Source organism: Methylobacterium sp. HMF5984 (genome assembly GCF_045033435.1).
Taxonomy (GTDB): domain Bacteria; phylum Pseudomonadota; class Alphaproteobacteria; order Rhizobiales; family Beijerinckiaceae; genus Methylobacterium.
In genome coordinates this window covers 2,705,708-2,718,479 of record NZ_JBJFLN010000001.1, presented here as the reverse complement: position 1 = coordinate 2,718,479, position 12,772 = coordinate 2,705,708, and the positions used below count along the sequence as shown (strand labels likewise).

Genomic DNA, 12,772 nt, shown 5'->3' with positions numbered 1-12,772 from the left:
GGCTGCGACGCTTCGGCCTCCGCGCCCGCTTGGACCCCGGACCGGACGATGCTATCCCGGTCGGCGGAGGCGAACGGGGTCTGGTGGCCCTCCTGGTCTTCAAAACCAGTGGTACGCCCAAAGCGTACGGTGGGTTCGATTCCCATCCGCTTCCGCCAACGACCCATTCGCAGCCATTCGCTGCCGGTCGCTAACCTCCGGAAAAACAAGCATTTATCAGATCCAGCCGTTCGTCAGCAGCCGCTGGCGTTCTCCCAAATTCACGCCTACGATGTGGATAGCGTCGTGGATGCGAATACCATGCAAGGCAAGCTCACCGCCCTCGCCGTTGCCCGCCTGAAAACTCCCGGACTGTATGGAGACGGCGGCGGGCTGTGGCTCCAGGTGTCTGGCAAGGGCGGGAAAAGCTGGGTCTTTCGGTACACCCTGCGCGGCAAATCGCGTGAGATGGGCCTCGGATCTGCGAACACATTTTCCCTCGTCGAGGCGCGTCACAAAGCCCTAGTCTGCCGCAAGCTCTGCTTCGACAACGTCGACCCGATCGAAGCTAGGCAGCAGCAGCGTCGCGAGGCCGACATTGAGGCGGCTCGCGCTATGACTTTCCGGCAGTGCGGAGAGGCGTACATCGAGGCGCATAAGGCTGGCTGGCGCAACGCCAAGCACGGCGCGCAGTGGGCCGCGACGCTCGAAGCCTACGTCTATCCGGTGTTTGGCGATCGGTCGGTTCAGGCGATCGACACTGCGCTCGTGACCAAGGCGATCGAGCCGATCTGGACCACGAAGCCCGAAACCGCTGTGCGAGTCCGCGGCCGGATCGAGTCCATTCTCGACTGGGCGAAGGCTCGGGGATTTCGAGTGGGCGAAAACCCGGCCCGTTGGCGCGGGCACCTTCAGAACCTTCTCCCACGGCGTGCGAAGATCCAGCGTGTCTCGCACCACGCCGCCCTCCCCTTCGTCGAGGTGCCGGCATTCATGCAGCTGCTGGAATGTCAGCCCGGCATCGCCTCCAAGCTGATGGCATTCACGATCCTGACGGCAGCCCGCACAGGTGAAGCACTCGGCGCTCGCTGGTCCGAGATCGACATAGAGGCCGGAGTTTGGATTGTGCCGGCGGAGCGGATGAAGGGCGGCACGGAACACCGCGTGCCGCTGTCGGCTGCAGCCTTGGTCGTCCTGGCGCAGATGCGCGGTCTCGACGAGACATTCGTGTTCCCCGGCGGCCGGCGCGGCAAACCGCTGTCCAACATGGCGATGCTTGTGCTGCTCCGACGAATGGAGCGCAGCGACCTGACCGTGCACGGCTTCCGGTCGTCGTTCCGCGATTGGGCTTCCGAGACGACGCACTTCCCGTCCGAGGTCGTTGAGATGGCCTTGGCGCATACCGTCGAGTCCAAGGTCGAGCGGGCATACCGGCGGGGTGATCTATTCGAAAAACGGCAAGAGCTTATGCGAACATGGGCGGTGTATTGTGTCGGATGACCGAATAGATCTTTCGGAAGCTTACCACCTTCTGCTGTTCGTAGAGAAAGATGAATTGCTCGTCCAAAGACTGCTTGTTCCACTGCTATGGAACGGCTCGCTGCCTTGCGTAAGTAAAAGGGCCTTCGTGAATGGAAAGCTTCAGAATGAAATTTCGGTAGTTACAAGCAAAGAATGGCCGCTGGATGAAAGCCCTATCTCGTACGATTGGGTTCATTCAAGAGGTATCTTGCCAAGAGGCTTCTACCGTTCAAAGCCCGAATTACCTGCCATAAATTTTTATCTAACGGAGTATTTTCAAATAATACTCTCTCGTAATGCACTTAAGAGATTTTTTCCTAATATTCCGGATCGACTCACCTCTGAGCAAATGGAAATCAATAGGACGGGGTTGGTGGGCAGACCATCCGGCAGGGACTTTATTGGGGCGGAGATAGAGAGGCGTGCGTTAGAGGGTGAACGATACAAAACATTAAAAGAGTGGGGGGATGTTCTGGAGAAATGGTACAACGATGCTTATTGCGGCAAAGGGCCGTCTGCTACTTCAAAGACTATTATCAATAGCTTCCGGTCGCGCTTGAAGGGTTTGGTCCTGAGCGTCGAGCAGAGGAAACGCCCAGAACCTCGCCCAAAATGAAAATATTGGGCGGCCTTTTTCGGGCGCTTCAGACGCGTCAGGTTCTGATCATCCGCTGACGTTCCGGCGGACTCGAAAGGACAGCAGTCATGAGTCTTCACACAGTTCAGGCGCCGCAGGGAGACCTGCGCGCGTCGCCGGAGAAGCTTGCCTACACGGTACCCCAGGCGCTGTACGTCACCGGACTGGGCCGGACGACCATCTACGCGCTGATCGCCGAGAGGAAGCTCCGCGCGATCAAGGTGGGCTCGCGCACCCTCATCCCGGCCGACAGCCTGCGCGGGTACCTCGCCTCTCTTGAGCAGGAGGCCGCATAGCGCATGGCCTATAACAACAGAACCCCCGCCGCGGGCACGGCGAGGGCTCTGGAAAATGTCTGCTTGGCGGCTGACGATTTCCAGATAGCACTCGATACCCGCAAAATCCAGACTTCGCGCATCCTTTCGCGCTTCGCCTTCAGCCCCGCACTCGCGGCGGCTGTGGCCGACCTTGCCTTTGGGCAGACTGACGGGAGGCGCGCATGAGCGCCCCCCCTCTCAATCCCGACGACTTCGCCTATGGCGATCCGGACCGGCTTCGGGCCGAGATCGCTGCGCTGATGGCAGCTGTCGGCATGCGCTCGAACATCGTGGCGGATTACGCCTTACTGCGTGACGATGCCGGCTTTCGCTACACACTCCGCTGCGCGGCTGCCGAGTTCCGTACTGCCCTCAACCTGCTCGGCGATCTGACCGAGCAGGTCGAACGCGATCGCAAACGGCGGCAGCCTCAGCCTGCCGCTCAGCCTCACCCTGAAATGGAGGTGCGGCCATGAGGTCGAACCACTTCGCCGAAGAGATCGATCGCCTCGGCTTCCCGGCCGACGACTACCAGAAAGATCCCCATTCGAGCGCAACCGGCACTATCGGCACTACCGGCACAGGGGGGTATGGTTCGTGGGGCGAGCCGGATCTCAGCCTGCTCGGGACCGGACGCCGCCCCGCTCCGGCCTTCCCGCTCCATCTTCTTGGACCGTGGGCCGGATGGTGCGAGCGCAAGGCTCGGAGCGCATCGGCGCCGCCGGACTACGTTGCGGTGGCGCTGCTCGCGAGCGTCGGCGCGACGATCGCCAACGTGCGCTGGCCCCAGGCCGGCGCCGCGTGGGCTGAGCCGCCCGTCTTGTGGTGCGCTGAGGTTGGGCCGCCGTCCTCGTCAAAGTCTCCCAGCATGGACGCGGCCTTCACGCTGGTGCGCTTCGCCGAGGACCGCATGGCCTACGGCTTCGAAGAGGTGCAGCAGGAATATGCGACCCTGAAGCAAGCCTGCGACGCACGGGTCGAGGCTTGGAAGATCGAGGTCAAAAACGCCGTGAAGAGCGGCGATGCGGACGTGCCGCCGATGCCGGACAATGCCCGCGAACCGCCGGCGCCGGTTCGGCCTCGCATCCGCGTAGCCGACGCCACCGTCGAGGCGCTGGGCGCATTGGCAGCGGGCCTACCGCGCGGCCTGCTCCTCGTGCGCGACGAGTTGGCTGGCTGGCTCGGCGCTTTCGATAAGTACGGTGGCGGCGGGTCCGATCGCGCCTTCGCAATCGAGTCGTACGGTGGCCGGTCCTACGTCGTCGACCGAATGAAGAACCCGGAGCCGCTTCATATCCGGCACCTCAGCATCGGCGTGCTCGGCGGTGTCCAGCCTGATAAGTTGGAGATGATCCTCAACGGCCCCGACGACGGCCTGGCCTCGCGCCTGCTCTGGGCATGGCCGGACACCAAGCCCGAGTTCACGCTTGCGCGCGGCGTTCAGGACGACGGGCCGATGCAGTCAGCCTTCGCGCGGCTCACCGATCTTGCCCAAGGCATCGACGAGTTTGGTCAGCCGGAGCCGGTGAAGCTGCGACTGACACCGGAAGCGGAGGATCGCCTGGAGGCGTTCGCCCGCGACATGGTCGAGCGCTGCCATGAGGCCAGCGGACTGCTCGCCGGTACGCTCGGCAAGGCGCGCGGACACGCGCTCCGGCTTTCGGCTGTCCTGGAGCACTTATGGTGGTGCGGCGGAGCGCCGAGCGTAGCGGAGCCGAGAGAGATCTCCCCGGATGCCGTCACCGCCGCTGCTGATCTCCTGAACGCCTACTTCCTGCCGATGGCCGAGCGCGTGTTCGGCGACGCGTCGATCCCAGTCGTCGAGCGGCGCGGCATGCTGCTCGCCCGGCACCTGCGGCAGAACCGGATCGGCGAGTTCAACGCGCGGGATGTCCGGCGTCAGGTCGGCGGCATGTTGCGGGACGCCGCTGACATGGAGGCGGCCTGCAAGCAGCTTCTGGAGGCCAACCTCATCCGGCAGCGCTTCGCCCGTGCTGGCGAGCGCAAGGGGCGCAAGGCACAGAACTACGAGGTCCACCCGGAGGTGATTGCCGACCGCCCTTTTGCCGAAACCCCCATCCGTAGAAAGATGGGGACCCCTGTGCCGGTAGTGTCATTGGCGCCAATAGCGCCAAAAACAGAGCTATTGGCGCCAAAGGCACAAACGGCACAGGGGGGTAAGATATTTTCGGCCGTGGGGAGTGGAGCCCAAAACAGAGCGGGAGGCAGCAGATGAGCGGTCAGAACCAATCTTCCCATTTGCCCGAGATTTCCGCTCCATTTGAGGCCCCTGTCGCACTCGGCTTTGACTACGAGCAATTGGACGATGCCGCGGCGCTAGATGCCAAGGCCGTGGTGGATCGCTACCGCGGCCGGGTGAAAGCCTATGTGATCGATACCGGCCGCGATCTGCTCGGCGTGAAGGAGCGCCTGGAGCGCGGCCTCTTCGTGCAATGGGTCGAGGCCGAGATGCGGATGACGGCTCGGTCTGCGCAATACATGATGCAGGCGGCCGTCCAGCTCGGGCACATAAGCGAAATCGTTTCGCATTTGCCCCCGACCGCTCTCTATCGGTTGGCCGCATCCTCAACACCGGCTCCGGTCCGTGAAGAGATCGTCAGCCGGCTAGAAGCGGGTGAGGCTATCACGCCTCGGCAAATCGATGCGCGCCTCTACCAAGCCCGCAAGGAAGCGGAGCAAGCCAAACTGACGCCCGAGGAGAAGAGGCGCCAGGCGAAGGCGAAGCGAGACGCTACTGCCCGCGATCGCCGTCACGCCGAGAAATGGCGGCAGGCGCAGGACGAGCGAATGGTGCGTAAGACGGAGGCGACGAACGCGCTGGCTGAGATCCTCGCGCCTCGGCTGGATGATGAGAGCTATGCAGCTGTCTACGAATTGCTTGGCAAATGCGATCCGTGGACGCTCCGAGAAGCGCTAGCGAAGGCGCGACAGCCATGACCGACATCGCCCAGATCGGGAGCCGAACCGGGACGGCATATTGCGGCTCAATCGGCCTGTTCCTCAATAGGCGGCTCATTCTCGCCCAACCAGATCCCCGCGAACGTCAGGGTCGCGGTGTAGACGGTAACGTTCCTCTCGTTGCGAACGAGGATGGTGTAGGCCTGCTTGTTGCCGTCCTTCGGCACCTTTTCTTTAGCGATAGCTGGGAGGGCGTGCATCGCCTCCGAGCGAACCTCATCTGGTCCTTCGCACTCTTGCCCAACTGGATCGCGGTGCATCTCGCCATCGTGAAAGTCGAAGAAGTACCGGGCCACGTGCTGCTCCTGAGCGTCCTTCGTCAGGCGCGCTACGCAACTGGGATCCGCTAAGTTTCAAGGGGTACTTGTACCCGATTAAGCTAGCCCAGCTCCGCCGTGCTATTGGGCATGTAGAGCGCGCTAAAATGCTTTGTGGTGAGCGCTATGATACGTCAAATTGTCGCACCGCGTTAGGAAGATGTATAACTAAGAACAACAGCGCATAACAGCGGACTACCATTCGATACGGATCCAATGAAATGATAATACCTCCAGTATTGCCTGATCAGAATTAAGCGAACACTGTGGTGCTCACGCAATCGCAATGCCGTGGTGCCCCGATGCCTACCGCAATTCCTCGTCCCAGCACGCTTCGTCTCAAGGTCGAGACCGAACTCGCCGATGCCGTCGATACCGCTGCGCGCCAGCGCGGTCAGACCATGTCGGAGTTCGTCCGTCAGTCTGTCCGGGCTCAGCTCACCGCACACGGTGTTCGCCTCAGCCCGACCAGCACCGACGACGGTCCCGGCCCCGCTCCGTCTGCCCCCGCGATGCGGCAGGCTGCCTGATGAGCGCCGGCATCACTCTTCCCACGGTGAACGTGCGCGAGACTCGCACCGTGCATCCCCGCGTCACGCTCGGGCTGCCGCGGCGCGATCCCGTAGCAGCTGATGCCGCTCGTCTCGCTCCGCGCACCTCGGCTGAGATTGCGGCCGATCGTGACGCTGCTGTCGCCGAACGCACCGCGCTTGAGGCTAGCCGCGCCGACCTGATGTTGACCGGCACCGCTGACGACGTGGCCAATCTCGACCAGCGCATTGCCGTGGCCAAGATCCGGATCGATGCAGCCGAGATGCAGCACGCGGCGGCGGTCATCGCCGAGGCCAGGGCTCGCTCCGACAAAGACGCCGAGCAGACCCGTCGAAAAGGCCTGCGCAAGGCCGGCATGAAGGCCAGCACCGAGGCGGCCAAACTCGCCGATCGGTACGTCGTCCTGGCGAAGGAACTGGCTGGCGTACTCGGCCAGCTTCGCGAGCAGGAAGGCCGGATCGCCGACGCCAACGCAGCCCTGCCAGACGGCGCAGAGCCGGTACCGCCGGGTGAGCCGTTCAACGGCACCGAGACCATCCCGATGCGCACCGAGACCATGCGCGACTTCGTTTGGATCGACGCCCGAACCGGCGGACCCGCCGGCATTATGGCCGGCAACGATCTCCGGCATCGGGTCGCCAAGGAGATCGAGCGCCAGGTCTCAGTGCCCAGCATACCCGGCGAGCCCCACGTCCCGCTCTCGCATCGGGTGACGTTGCCCGGTCTCGGTCGGGATGCCCCGCCGATCTGGCGCAGCCTTCCTCAGCCCCTCAGATCCAACACGGGATACCGCGCATGACCATTACCCGAGAGAACACCGAGGCCAATCAGGCGCACTGGCGTCGCGTGCTGGGCAAGGACCGCGCTCCCGCAGTGGCAGAACGCACGCCCACGCAGGCCGAGCGCTTTGCGGCATGGTCTGCCTCAGTCCGCGCGACTGAGCGTCAGGCACCCGCGAGCGACGCGCGCACGGTCGTCGCTGTTCCTCGCGCCACCGCTTTCACCGCCTACGAGGTGGGTGATCAGCGCCACGCCGCCGACGGGACGCTCTGGCGCCGCGTGGCCTGACACGAGATTGCGCGGCCGACCCGCGAGGGCCTCCAGCCGCGCCATTGAGGGCGATCCGGTCAGCCCAACAGCGACAAGCCAGCCTGTTCATTGCCTGATCCACGATCACGAGAGCGATGAATACCAAGGCCGGCAAGACCGCCCGCTCTCCAAGCCAGCGGGATCATCGGAGATCGCGGCGGAGGGGTCACCTCGCTGCGGTCTCCTCCCTCAGAGCTTCAGGAGAGCTTCATGACCACCGGTACCATTCGCGTCGAGATCCACCCGCCCGGCACCACGCCTCAGCATCGAGGCCCCGCGCCGCTGGCTAGCGCTACGCTCACGATCACCGGCACTACGCCGACCGATCCGAACGCACTCCCGACCGTGCAGTCCTTGGTGCCGGGCGGCCTTAACGGCCCCTGCGTAGCGTTCGTCACGCCATCGTTTTCCGAACCCGCGTTGTGGTGCTCGGTGGGCAAAGCGCCGGACCCGTCCAAGGAACCGCGCCACCTGCTCACCTTCTCCAACATCGGCCTGATCCAGCCCTTCACCATCGAGATCGGTCCGACCGACCGCATCGCCTTCGCGAGTGTCGCGTAATGGCCGGCGCGAAGAGCCCGCAGGCTGCCGCCGCTGAGGAGCCGGAGACGCTACCGGTGATCTGGTCCCCGCCTATCGACCCCGGTGACGCCGGAGGCGTGGGCAACACCGCCGAGCGCGTGATCGTCCCTGGCACGCTCCACGAGACCGCAGAGGATGTGAAGGCTCGCGGCGGGGATCTCATTCGGCGGTGACCTCTGTCGTCAACGGTGACGCATCAGGCTTCGGGAGTTCCCGTGGCGTTGCGGAACCGCAGACCAGCATGACGCCAGCGAAGTCGCCTCGCCTCCATACCCGTCGCATGGGGAACGGCAGGTCCGATCCGGAGATGTTGAGATCGAAGTGTTCAGGCAGCGCATATCGACGAGCAACAGCAAGCTTCGCTCCCGACACGGATAGATCGCGGATGACGCAGTGTATGACCTCCCCATCGGACAAAGTGATGTGGGCCAACCGCATGGTGGTGCGTCTCTCGCCGTTCGCACGCTTATCGGGCGCCTTAACCTTCGTCGTATCGTTGGGCAGAGGCATCAGGCAGTGCGCTTGGTTCGATATTCTGCTGCTGATCTTTGGGGGGGCGCTCATTAATAGCGGCCTAAACCAACCCTATAGAGTTCTTAGATCACGCAGATTTTTAGCCTGGGTCCTTCTGAGGCCCCGCGGAGGGTCGAGGGTCAGCGCGAGTTCCACTTCTGTCTAGGTGCGAATGCCAAAAACCATGCAACTCGCAACGCGCAACACGCAACAGGCAACGGCAGCAGTGGCAACAACGGCAACCAAGGCAGCGTTCGCACGGCGTCACAAGGTGAACCGCTCGACGGTGAACAAGTGGGAGGCGCGCGGTCACCTCGTGATGACGGTCGATGGCCTAATCAACGTTGAGGCGTCCGACGACCTGCTCACCAAGCGGCCGGTGGCCTATCGCGGCGGGACGGCGAAGGGTCCGGTTGCCGCTGAGGTCGTGCGCCAGGTCTCTCCAGATTTGGGGACACTGCCACAGCCCGATGCCGCCGATGTGGTGATCGCCGCGCTCAGCACGGTCGTCCGCGAGATCGGGGCCCGTGCCGCTCGGCGCGCAATCGAGTTCGGCGCCACCCTCCAGACGGCCTTCGCTCTCGACGTGGGCGTGAGCCTCGATGCCGGCGAGATCGGCGAGCGCTTCCTAGCCAGCATCGGCTCACCAATCCCCGACGGCATGAGCCTCGTCGAGATCGCAGACTCGCAACACAACGGGATCGTCGAGGCCGATTGGCCGGCTCTAGCGATGGCTGCCGGCGAACCGCTCGACCTTCCGGCGCTGGAAGCCTGGTTCTGCGCCCTCCCGAACTTCGACCCGCCGAAGGATGCCTCCTATGGCTGACGAACGCCTGCGCCTTGTCGCAGAGGTCACCGACCAGTTCACGGGCCCGCTCGGGAAGCTGGAGACAGCCCTACGGCGCACGGGCACGTCAGCGAAGGCCGTGGCCGGTGAGATGCAGAAGGACTTCGGCGCCTTCCATGGGGTGCTCGGCAAATCGCAGGCCGCCCTTCAGGGCATGCAGGCCCCGCTCACCGCACTCGGAGCCGGTAGCCTCGCCGCAAGTCTGTCGCTCGGCAGCATCACGGCGGCGCTACGCAATTTCTCCTCCGGCACGCAGCAACTTTCGATCATGAGCCGGGAGACGGGCTTGGCGATCGACCGCCTCCGGGCTTTCGGTGCGCTGGGTCAGCAGTTCGGCGTCTCGACCGAGACGATGGGCGGCGGCGTCCGCAAGTTCGCCGATGAGATGAGCCAGATGCGGAAGCGCTACGGCGACAGCTACAGCGCCTTGCAGGCCATGAACCTCGGCGAGCTCGTTGAGAAGCTGGTCTCTGCCCCGAACATGAAGGCCGCCCTCGACACGGCGATGGAGGCGCTGACCAAGATGGGTGATCCGGTCACCCGCCGGAAGGTGGCTGAGCAGCTGTTCGGAACCGACCAGATCGGCGCCGTCGCGGGCGAGGTCGGCAGCCGCTACCGGCAGATGATGGACGACATCGAGCGCCGGCAGGGCAAGACCTCCGAGGCGCAGGTGCAAGCCGCCAAGCGCTTCGAGGACAGCTTAAGCCGGCTGCAGCAGAGCATGACCGGACTGCGCAATGAGGCGCTGAGCCCGCTGCTCGTTGAGTTGAAGGATCTAATCGAGCGCTTCCAGGCACCGGACGCGATGAAGGCGTTCTCCGACCAGCTTGCGGAGATCGGCAAGTTTGCACGGACGACAAAGGAAGAGTTCGAGGCGATCGTCCGCGTCTGGGGGCAGCTGAAGGACTACTTCGGCCGCGGCGATCAGGCACTGAACAAGGAATTTGTCCCGCTGCTCGGCGGCTCCGCGCCGCTCAGTCGCCCCAACCTTGAAGGCCGCCAGACCTCGATCCAGCAGCAGATGAAGCTCCTCGACCAGAACCCTACTGCCCCGGACTACGCTCGCAAGCGCGATCGGATGACCGAGGAGCTTCGTCGCGTCGGCGACGAGCTTGAGAAGCTGCGAACGCAGGGTGGCGCCAGCGTTCAGCAGCAGAGCTACGGCGGCGTGACAGGTGGCCTCGGTGGCTTGATCCAGAAGGCCAACTTCGGCGGAGGCGGTGCCGGTGGAAGCGGCGGCGGCGGGTTCGCTGGCGTCAACAATCTCGGGCCGCCGTTGTCGGGCAGTGGGTACGGGGCCGGGGATAGCAACCGGCCGATTATGCGCGGTAGCACTGGGTCAGGCCGTGCGCCAGCCATGCAGGACATACCTTCAGGTCCGCTTGGGCGCGGCCCCGTCATTGAGGCTAATCCCGGCGCCTACAAGGATGTCCTCGACCATATCGCCCGGTCTGAGGGGACGGCGAACCGCGCAGGTGGCGGCTACAACACATCCCTCGGCTACGGACGGTATCTGCCCGGCGGCCAGGAGCAGAACCTAACCGGCAAGACGCTGAACGAGATCAGCGCCCTCGGCAATCACATGCGGCGTCAGCCTGGCAACCCGAACTCCTCAGCCCTCGGCCGCTACCAGATCGTTGGCAACACCATGCGCAGTCTCATGCGCAAGATGGGCTTGAAGGGCGACGAACTCTTCGACGAGAAGATGCAGGACCGCATGGGCGCGGAACTGGCTCGCCAGCGAGGCGCGAACTCTACCGGGCTTGGCCAAGAGTGGGCCTCGCTTAGAGGCCCGCGGTTAGCCCGCGCAGTCGAACTGATGCGGCAGGTGGACCCGTCCGCGTCCACGATGCCCGGTAACCGTGTGGCCGATGCCAATCAGCGGGATGTCCCTGGCTCCGGCGATCGCTCGGGCGATCAGATGATGCGCCGGCTCTATGGCGACGAGGCTCCGGTCGCGAAGGCGCCCCCGCAGGAACACCGGCTATCGATCGACCTGCAAGGCTTCCCGCCCGGCACGCGTGCTCGCACCAGCATGGGCGACCTGTTCCGCGAGACGACGATCTCGAAATCCCGGCAGATGCCGGTTGGCGAAAGGGTATGAGATGCCGGCACCCGAACTTTTCTGCGAGGTCCGCACCGCGGGCGGCACCTACCGCAACTGGATGCAGGTGGTGATCGCACAGTCCTTCGATGCCGCCTGGCAGCGCAACTTCTCCCTGATCTGTGCCGAGCCGAACGCGGTGGCCAACTTCCGCCTGAAGCCGGGCGATCGGGTCGATGTCACCATCGCCGGTCAGGTGGTGATCCGCGAGGGCTACATCGTGAACCGGGAGGCGAGCTACGACGCAAACCGGCACGGCGTGAAGGTGGACGGTTACTCGAAGGCGGGTGTTGCCGCCGAGGGTTCGGTCGACAGCGGCACGGGGCAGTTCCGAGGCTATCGATTGAATGCCATCGCGAACAGCGTGCTGAAGCCATACGGGATCAAGTTCCGGCTGGAGAACCCGCCAGAGGGTGCGAACGAACCGTTCCCCAACGTCATGGTCCGGTACGGCGAGTCGCCCTTCAGCCTGATCTCCCGTCTCTGTAATATGCGCGGGCTCTGGCTTCGAGCGGATGCTGATGGAACGATGGTCGCCGGCACCAAGCCCGACGGCACGGCCGCGACCTTCGTAGAGGGCCAGAACATCCTCGCGGCGGCGTGCTCGATCCAGATGCCGGCCGTCTCGAAGACGATCTACAACAGCCAGCAGCCGGGTTCGGACAGCCTGTTCGGGAAGAAGGCCGCGGAGATCCAGGCCGGCTCGACGCTCTCGGGCGGTATCCCCGGGATCGTCCGCAAAGGCCTCGCAGAGATGCCAGCCGACGCAAAGGGCGTCCAGCTTCGCACCAACATGGATGCTCAAGCGATCGAGTCGTCTCGACTGCGGGTATCCCTAACCTACGCCGGCTGGCTCAAACCGGACGGCACCCTCTGGTCTCTGACGGATAAGGTGTCGGTGAAGTCCCCCATGCTGTTCCCGACCGAGAGCGGGCAGATGGAGTTGAAGCTCTGGGGCTACGTCTACAGTCAGAATGAGGCTGGCACGACGACCACGATCGAGCTGGTGAACGCGGGAGCCTTCGCAATCCGCAATCCAGATGCGAAAGCCGATGACGGTTGGTACCGGCCAGGGGCGACCGAGGCGCAACCGGATGCACCAACTTGATCCTTTAGAAGTGGCAAGGGATTGACGTGCTTCGCCACCCAACTCCAATTTGAGCATCAGAGTGCGCTGCGAAGGCGTTGCTCTGACCCACTCGCACGGTGGTCGAAAACAGCGAGAGCCGGCGGCTCAGTTACATCACGCCTGAGCGCGGCCGGCGCATTTGCGGTCGGCAGCTCCTTGCGGCCTTAGCGAGCAAACGAGCTGAGGCAGACAGATGGCGTCGGCAC

Annotated in this window: 16 protein-coding genes and 1 tRNA gene; 15 read left to right on the top strand and 2 right to left on the bottom strand. The window is 64.0% G+C overall.

The window, feature by feature from the left end; all coding sequences use genetic code 11:
- Nucleotides 1–65 precede the first annotated feature (65 nt).
- The 7 genes from ACFZ8E_RS13220 (at nucleotide 66) to ACFZ8E_RS13190 (ending at nucleotide 5,412) form a co-directional block, all read left to right on the top strand.
- A tRNA-Sec gene (locus ACFZ8E_RS13220) sits at nucleotides 66–158 on the top strand.
- Nucleotides 159–300: 142 nt separating this feature from the next.
- Nucleotides 301–1,479, top strand: a complete 1,179-nt coding sequence (locus tag ACFZ8E_RS13215) for a tyrosine-type recombinase/integrase (RefSeq protein WP_405044381.1) — start codon at nucleotides 301–303, stop codon at nucleotides 1,477–1,479.
- A gap of 726 nt (nucleotides 1,480–2,205) precedes the next feature.
- Nucleotides 2,206–2,433, top strand: coding sequence for an excisionase family DNA-binding protein (locus ACFZ8E_RS13210; protein ID WP_405042950.1), 228 nt, complete (start codon nucleotides 2,206–2,208; stop codon nucleotides 2,431–2,433).
- 3 nt (nucleotides 2,434–2,436) lie between these two features.
- Nucleotides 2,437–2,640, top strand: a complete 204-nt coding sequence (locus tag ACFZ8E_RS13205; protein WP_405042949.1) for a hypothetical protein — start codon at nucleotides 2,437–2,439, stop codon at nucleotides 2,638–2,640.
- Entirely contained in the window at nucleotides 2,637–2,930 is a 294-nt protein-coding gene (locus ACFZ8E_RS13200; protein WP_405042948.1) for a hypothetical protein, read from the top strand. The genes ACFZ8E_RS13205 and ACFZ8E_RS13200 overlap by 4 nt, the downstream gene beginning before the upstream one ends.
- Nucleotides 2,927–4,690 (top strand): DUF3987 domain-containing protein, encoded by a 1,764-nt coding sequence (locus ACFZ8E_RS13195; RefSeq protein WP_405042947.1) that lies wholly within the window; start codon nucleotides 2,927–2,929, stop codon nucleotides 4,688–4,690. Before ACFZ8E_RS13200 ends, ACFZ8E_RS13195 begins: the two co-directional genes overlap by 4 nt.
- Nucleotides 4,687–5,412, top strand: a complete 726-nt coding sequence (locus ACFZ8E_RS13190; RefSeq protein ID WP_405042946.1) for a hypothetical protein — start codon at nucleotides 4,687–4,689, stop codon at nucleotides 5,410–5,412. The genes ACFZ8E_RS13195 and ACFZ8E_RS13190 overlap by 4 nt, the downstream gene beginning before the upstream one ends.
- Nucleotides 5,413–5,459: 47 nt before the next feature.
- Here ACFZ8E_RS13190 and ACFZ8E_RS13185 read toward each other — a convergent pair whose 3' ends face one another.
- Complete coding sequence (locus ACFZ8E_RS13185) at nucleotides 5,460–5,729, bottom strand: DUF6894 family protein (protein ID WP_405042945.1); 270 nt, start codon at nucleotides 5,727–5,729, stop codon at nucleotides 5,460–5,462.
- Nucleotides 5,730–6,052: 323 nt separating this feature from the next.
- On the opposite strand from ACFZ8E_RS13185, the gene ACFZ8E_RS13180 reads away from it, so the two are divergent.
- The 5 genes from ACFZ8E_RS13180 to ACFZ8E_RS13160 all read left to right on the top strand — a co-directional run bounded on the left by ACFZ8E_RS13180 (nucleotide 6,053) and on the right by ACFZ8E_RS13160 (nucleotide 8,146).
- Entirely contained in the window at nucleotides 6,053–6,280 is a 228-nt protein-coding gene (locus tag ACFZ8E_RS13180) for a CopG family transcriptional regulator (protein WP_405044380.1), read from the top strand.
- Complete coding sequence (locus tag ACFZ8E_RS13175) at nucleotides 6,280–7,101, top strand: hypothetical protein (protein WP_405042944.1); 822 nt, start codon at nucleotides 6,280–6,282, stop codon at nucleotides 7,099–7,101. The genes ACFZ8E_RS13180 and ACFZ8E_RS13175 overlap by 1 nt, the downstream gene beginning before the upstream one ends.
- Nucleotides 7,098–7,370 carry a hypothetical protein gene (locus ACFZ8E_RS13170; RefSeq protein WP_405042943.1) on the top strand — a complete coding sequence of 91 codons (273 nt, stop codon included), beginning with the start codon at nucleotides 7,098–7,100 and terminating at the stop codon, nucleotides 7,368–7,370. The genes ACFZ8E_RS13175 and ACFZ8E_RS13170 overlap by 4 nt, the downstream gene beginning before the upstream one ends.
- Nucleotides 7,371–7,601: 231 nt before the next feature.
- Entirely contained in the window at nucleotides 7,602–7,952 is a 351-nt protein-coding gene (locus tag ACFZ8E_RS13165) for a hypothetical protein (RefSeq protein WP_405042942.1), read from the top strand.
- Nucleotides 7,952–8,146, top strand: a complete 195-nt coding sequence (locus ACFZ8E_RS13160) for a hypothetical protein (RefSeq protein WP_405042941.1) — start codon at nucleotides 7,952–7,954, stop codon at nucleotides 8,144–8,146. The genes ACFZ8E_RS13165 and ACFZ8E_RS13160 overlap by 1 nt, the downstream gene beginning before the upstream one ends.
- Here the strand turns inward: ACFZ8E_RS13160 and ACFZ8E_RS13155 are convergent.
- Nucleotides 8,133–8,411 (bottom strand): PilZ domain-containing protein, encoded by a 279-nt coding sequence (locus ACFZ8E_RS13155; RefSeq protein WP_405044379.1) that lies wholly within the window; start codon nucleotides 8,409–8,411, stop codon nucleotides 8,133–8,135. The genes ACFZ8E_RS13160 and ACFZ8E_RS13155 overlap by 14 nt on opposite strands.
- A gap of 259 nt (nucleotides 8,412–8,670) precedes the next feature.
- Here ACFZ8E_RS13155 and ACFZ8E_RS13150 point away from each other — a divergent pair, with 259 nt between their 5' ends.
- The 3 genes from ACFZ8E_RS13150 to ACFZ8E_RS13140 are packed head-to-tail and all read left to right on the top strand — an operon-like array spanning nucleotide 8,671 to nucleotide 12,545.
- Nucleotides 8,671–9,312, top strand: a complete 642-nt coding sequence (locus tag ACFZ8E_RS13150) for a hypothetical protein (protein WP_405042940.1) — start codon at nucleotides 8,671–8,673, stop codon at nucleotides 9,310–9,312.
- Nucleotides 9,305–11,437 (top strand): hypothetical protein, encoded by a 2,133-nt coding sequence (locus ACFZ8E_RS13145; RefSeq protein ID WP_405042939.1) that lies wholly within the window; start codon nucleotides 9,305–9,307, stop codon nucleotides 11,435–11,437. Before ACFZ8E_RS13150 ends, ACFZ8E_RS13145 begins: the two co-directional genes overlap by 8 nt.
- 1 nt (nucleotide 11,438) lies before the next feature.
- Nucleotides 11,439–12,545 (top strand): phage baseplate assembly protein, encoded by a 1,107-nt coding sequence (locus ACFZ8E_RS13140; protein WP_405042938.1) that lies wholly within the window; start codon nucleotides 11,439–11,441, stop codon nucleotides 12,543–12,545.
- The last annotated feature ends 227 nt before the right edge of the window (nucleotides 12,546–12,772 follow it).

Excerpts from the sequence above, each read along its gene's own strand:
- ACFZ8E_RS13215 (WP_405044381.1), top strand. The coding sequence starts at position 301 with ATGCAAGGCAAGCTCACCGCCCTCGCCGTTGCCCGCCTGAAAACTCCC.
- ACFZ8E_RS13210 (WP_405042950.1), top strand. The coding sequence starts at position 2,206 with ATGAGTCTTCACACAGTTCAGGCGCCGCAGGGAGACCTGCGCGCGTCG.
- ACFZ8E_RS13205 (WP_405042949.1), top strand. The coding sequence starts at position 2,437 with ATGGCCTATAACAACAGAACCCCCGCCGCGGGCACGGCGAGGGCTCTG.
- ACFZ8E_RS13200 (WP_405042948.1), top strand. The coding sequence starts at position 2,637 with ATGAGCGCCCCCCCTCTCAATCCCGACGACTTCGCCTATGGCGATCCG.
- ACFZ8E_RS13195 (WP_405042947.1), top strand. The coding sequence starts at position 2,927 with ATGAGGTCGAACCACTTCGCCGAAGAGATCGATCGCCTCGGCTTCCCG.
- ACFZ8E_RS13190 (WP_405042946.1), top strand. The coding sequence starts at position 4,687 with ATGAGCGGTCAGAACCAATCTTCCCATTTGCCCGAGATTTCCGCTCCA.
- ACFZ8E_RS13180 (WP_405044380.1), top strand. The coding sequence starts at position 6,053 with ATGCCTACCGCAATTCCTCGTCCCAGCACGCTTCGTCTCAAGGTCGAG.
- ACFZ8E_RS13175 (WP_405042944.1), top strand. The coding sequence starts at position 6,280 with ATGAGCGCCGGCATCACTCTTCCCACGGTGAACGTGCGCGAGACTCGC.
- ACFZ8E_RS13170 (WP_405042943.1), top strand. The coding sequence starts at position 7,098 with ATGACCATTACCCGAGAGAACACCGAGGCCAATCAGGCGCACTGGCGT.
- ACFZ8E_RS13165 (WP_405042942.1), top strand. The coding sequence starts at position 7,602 with ATGACCACCGGTACCATTCGCGTCGAGATCCACCCGCCCGGCACCACG.
- ACFZ8E_RS13160 (WP_405042941.1), top strand. The coding sequence starts at position 7,952 with ATGGCCGGCGCGAAGAGCCCGCAGGCTGCCGCCGCTGAGGAGCCGGAG.
- ACFZ8E_RS13155 (WP_405044379.1), bottom strand. The coding sequence starts at position 8,411 with ATGCGGTTGGCCCACATCACTTTGTCCGATGGGGAGGTCATACACTGC.
- ACFZ8E_RS13150 (WP_405042940.1), top strand. The coding sequence starts at position 8,671 with ATGCAACTCGCAACGCGCAACACGCAACAGGCAACGGCAGCAGTGGCA.
- ACFZ8E_RS13145 (WP_405042939.1), top strand. The coding sequence starts at position 9,305 with ATGGCTGACGAACGCCTGCGCCTTGTCGCAGAGGTCACCGACCAGTTC.
- ACFZ8E_RS13140 (WP_405042938.1), top strand. The coding sequence starts at position 11,439 with ATGCCGGCACCCGAACTTTTCTGCGAGGTCCGCACCGCGGGCGGCACC.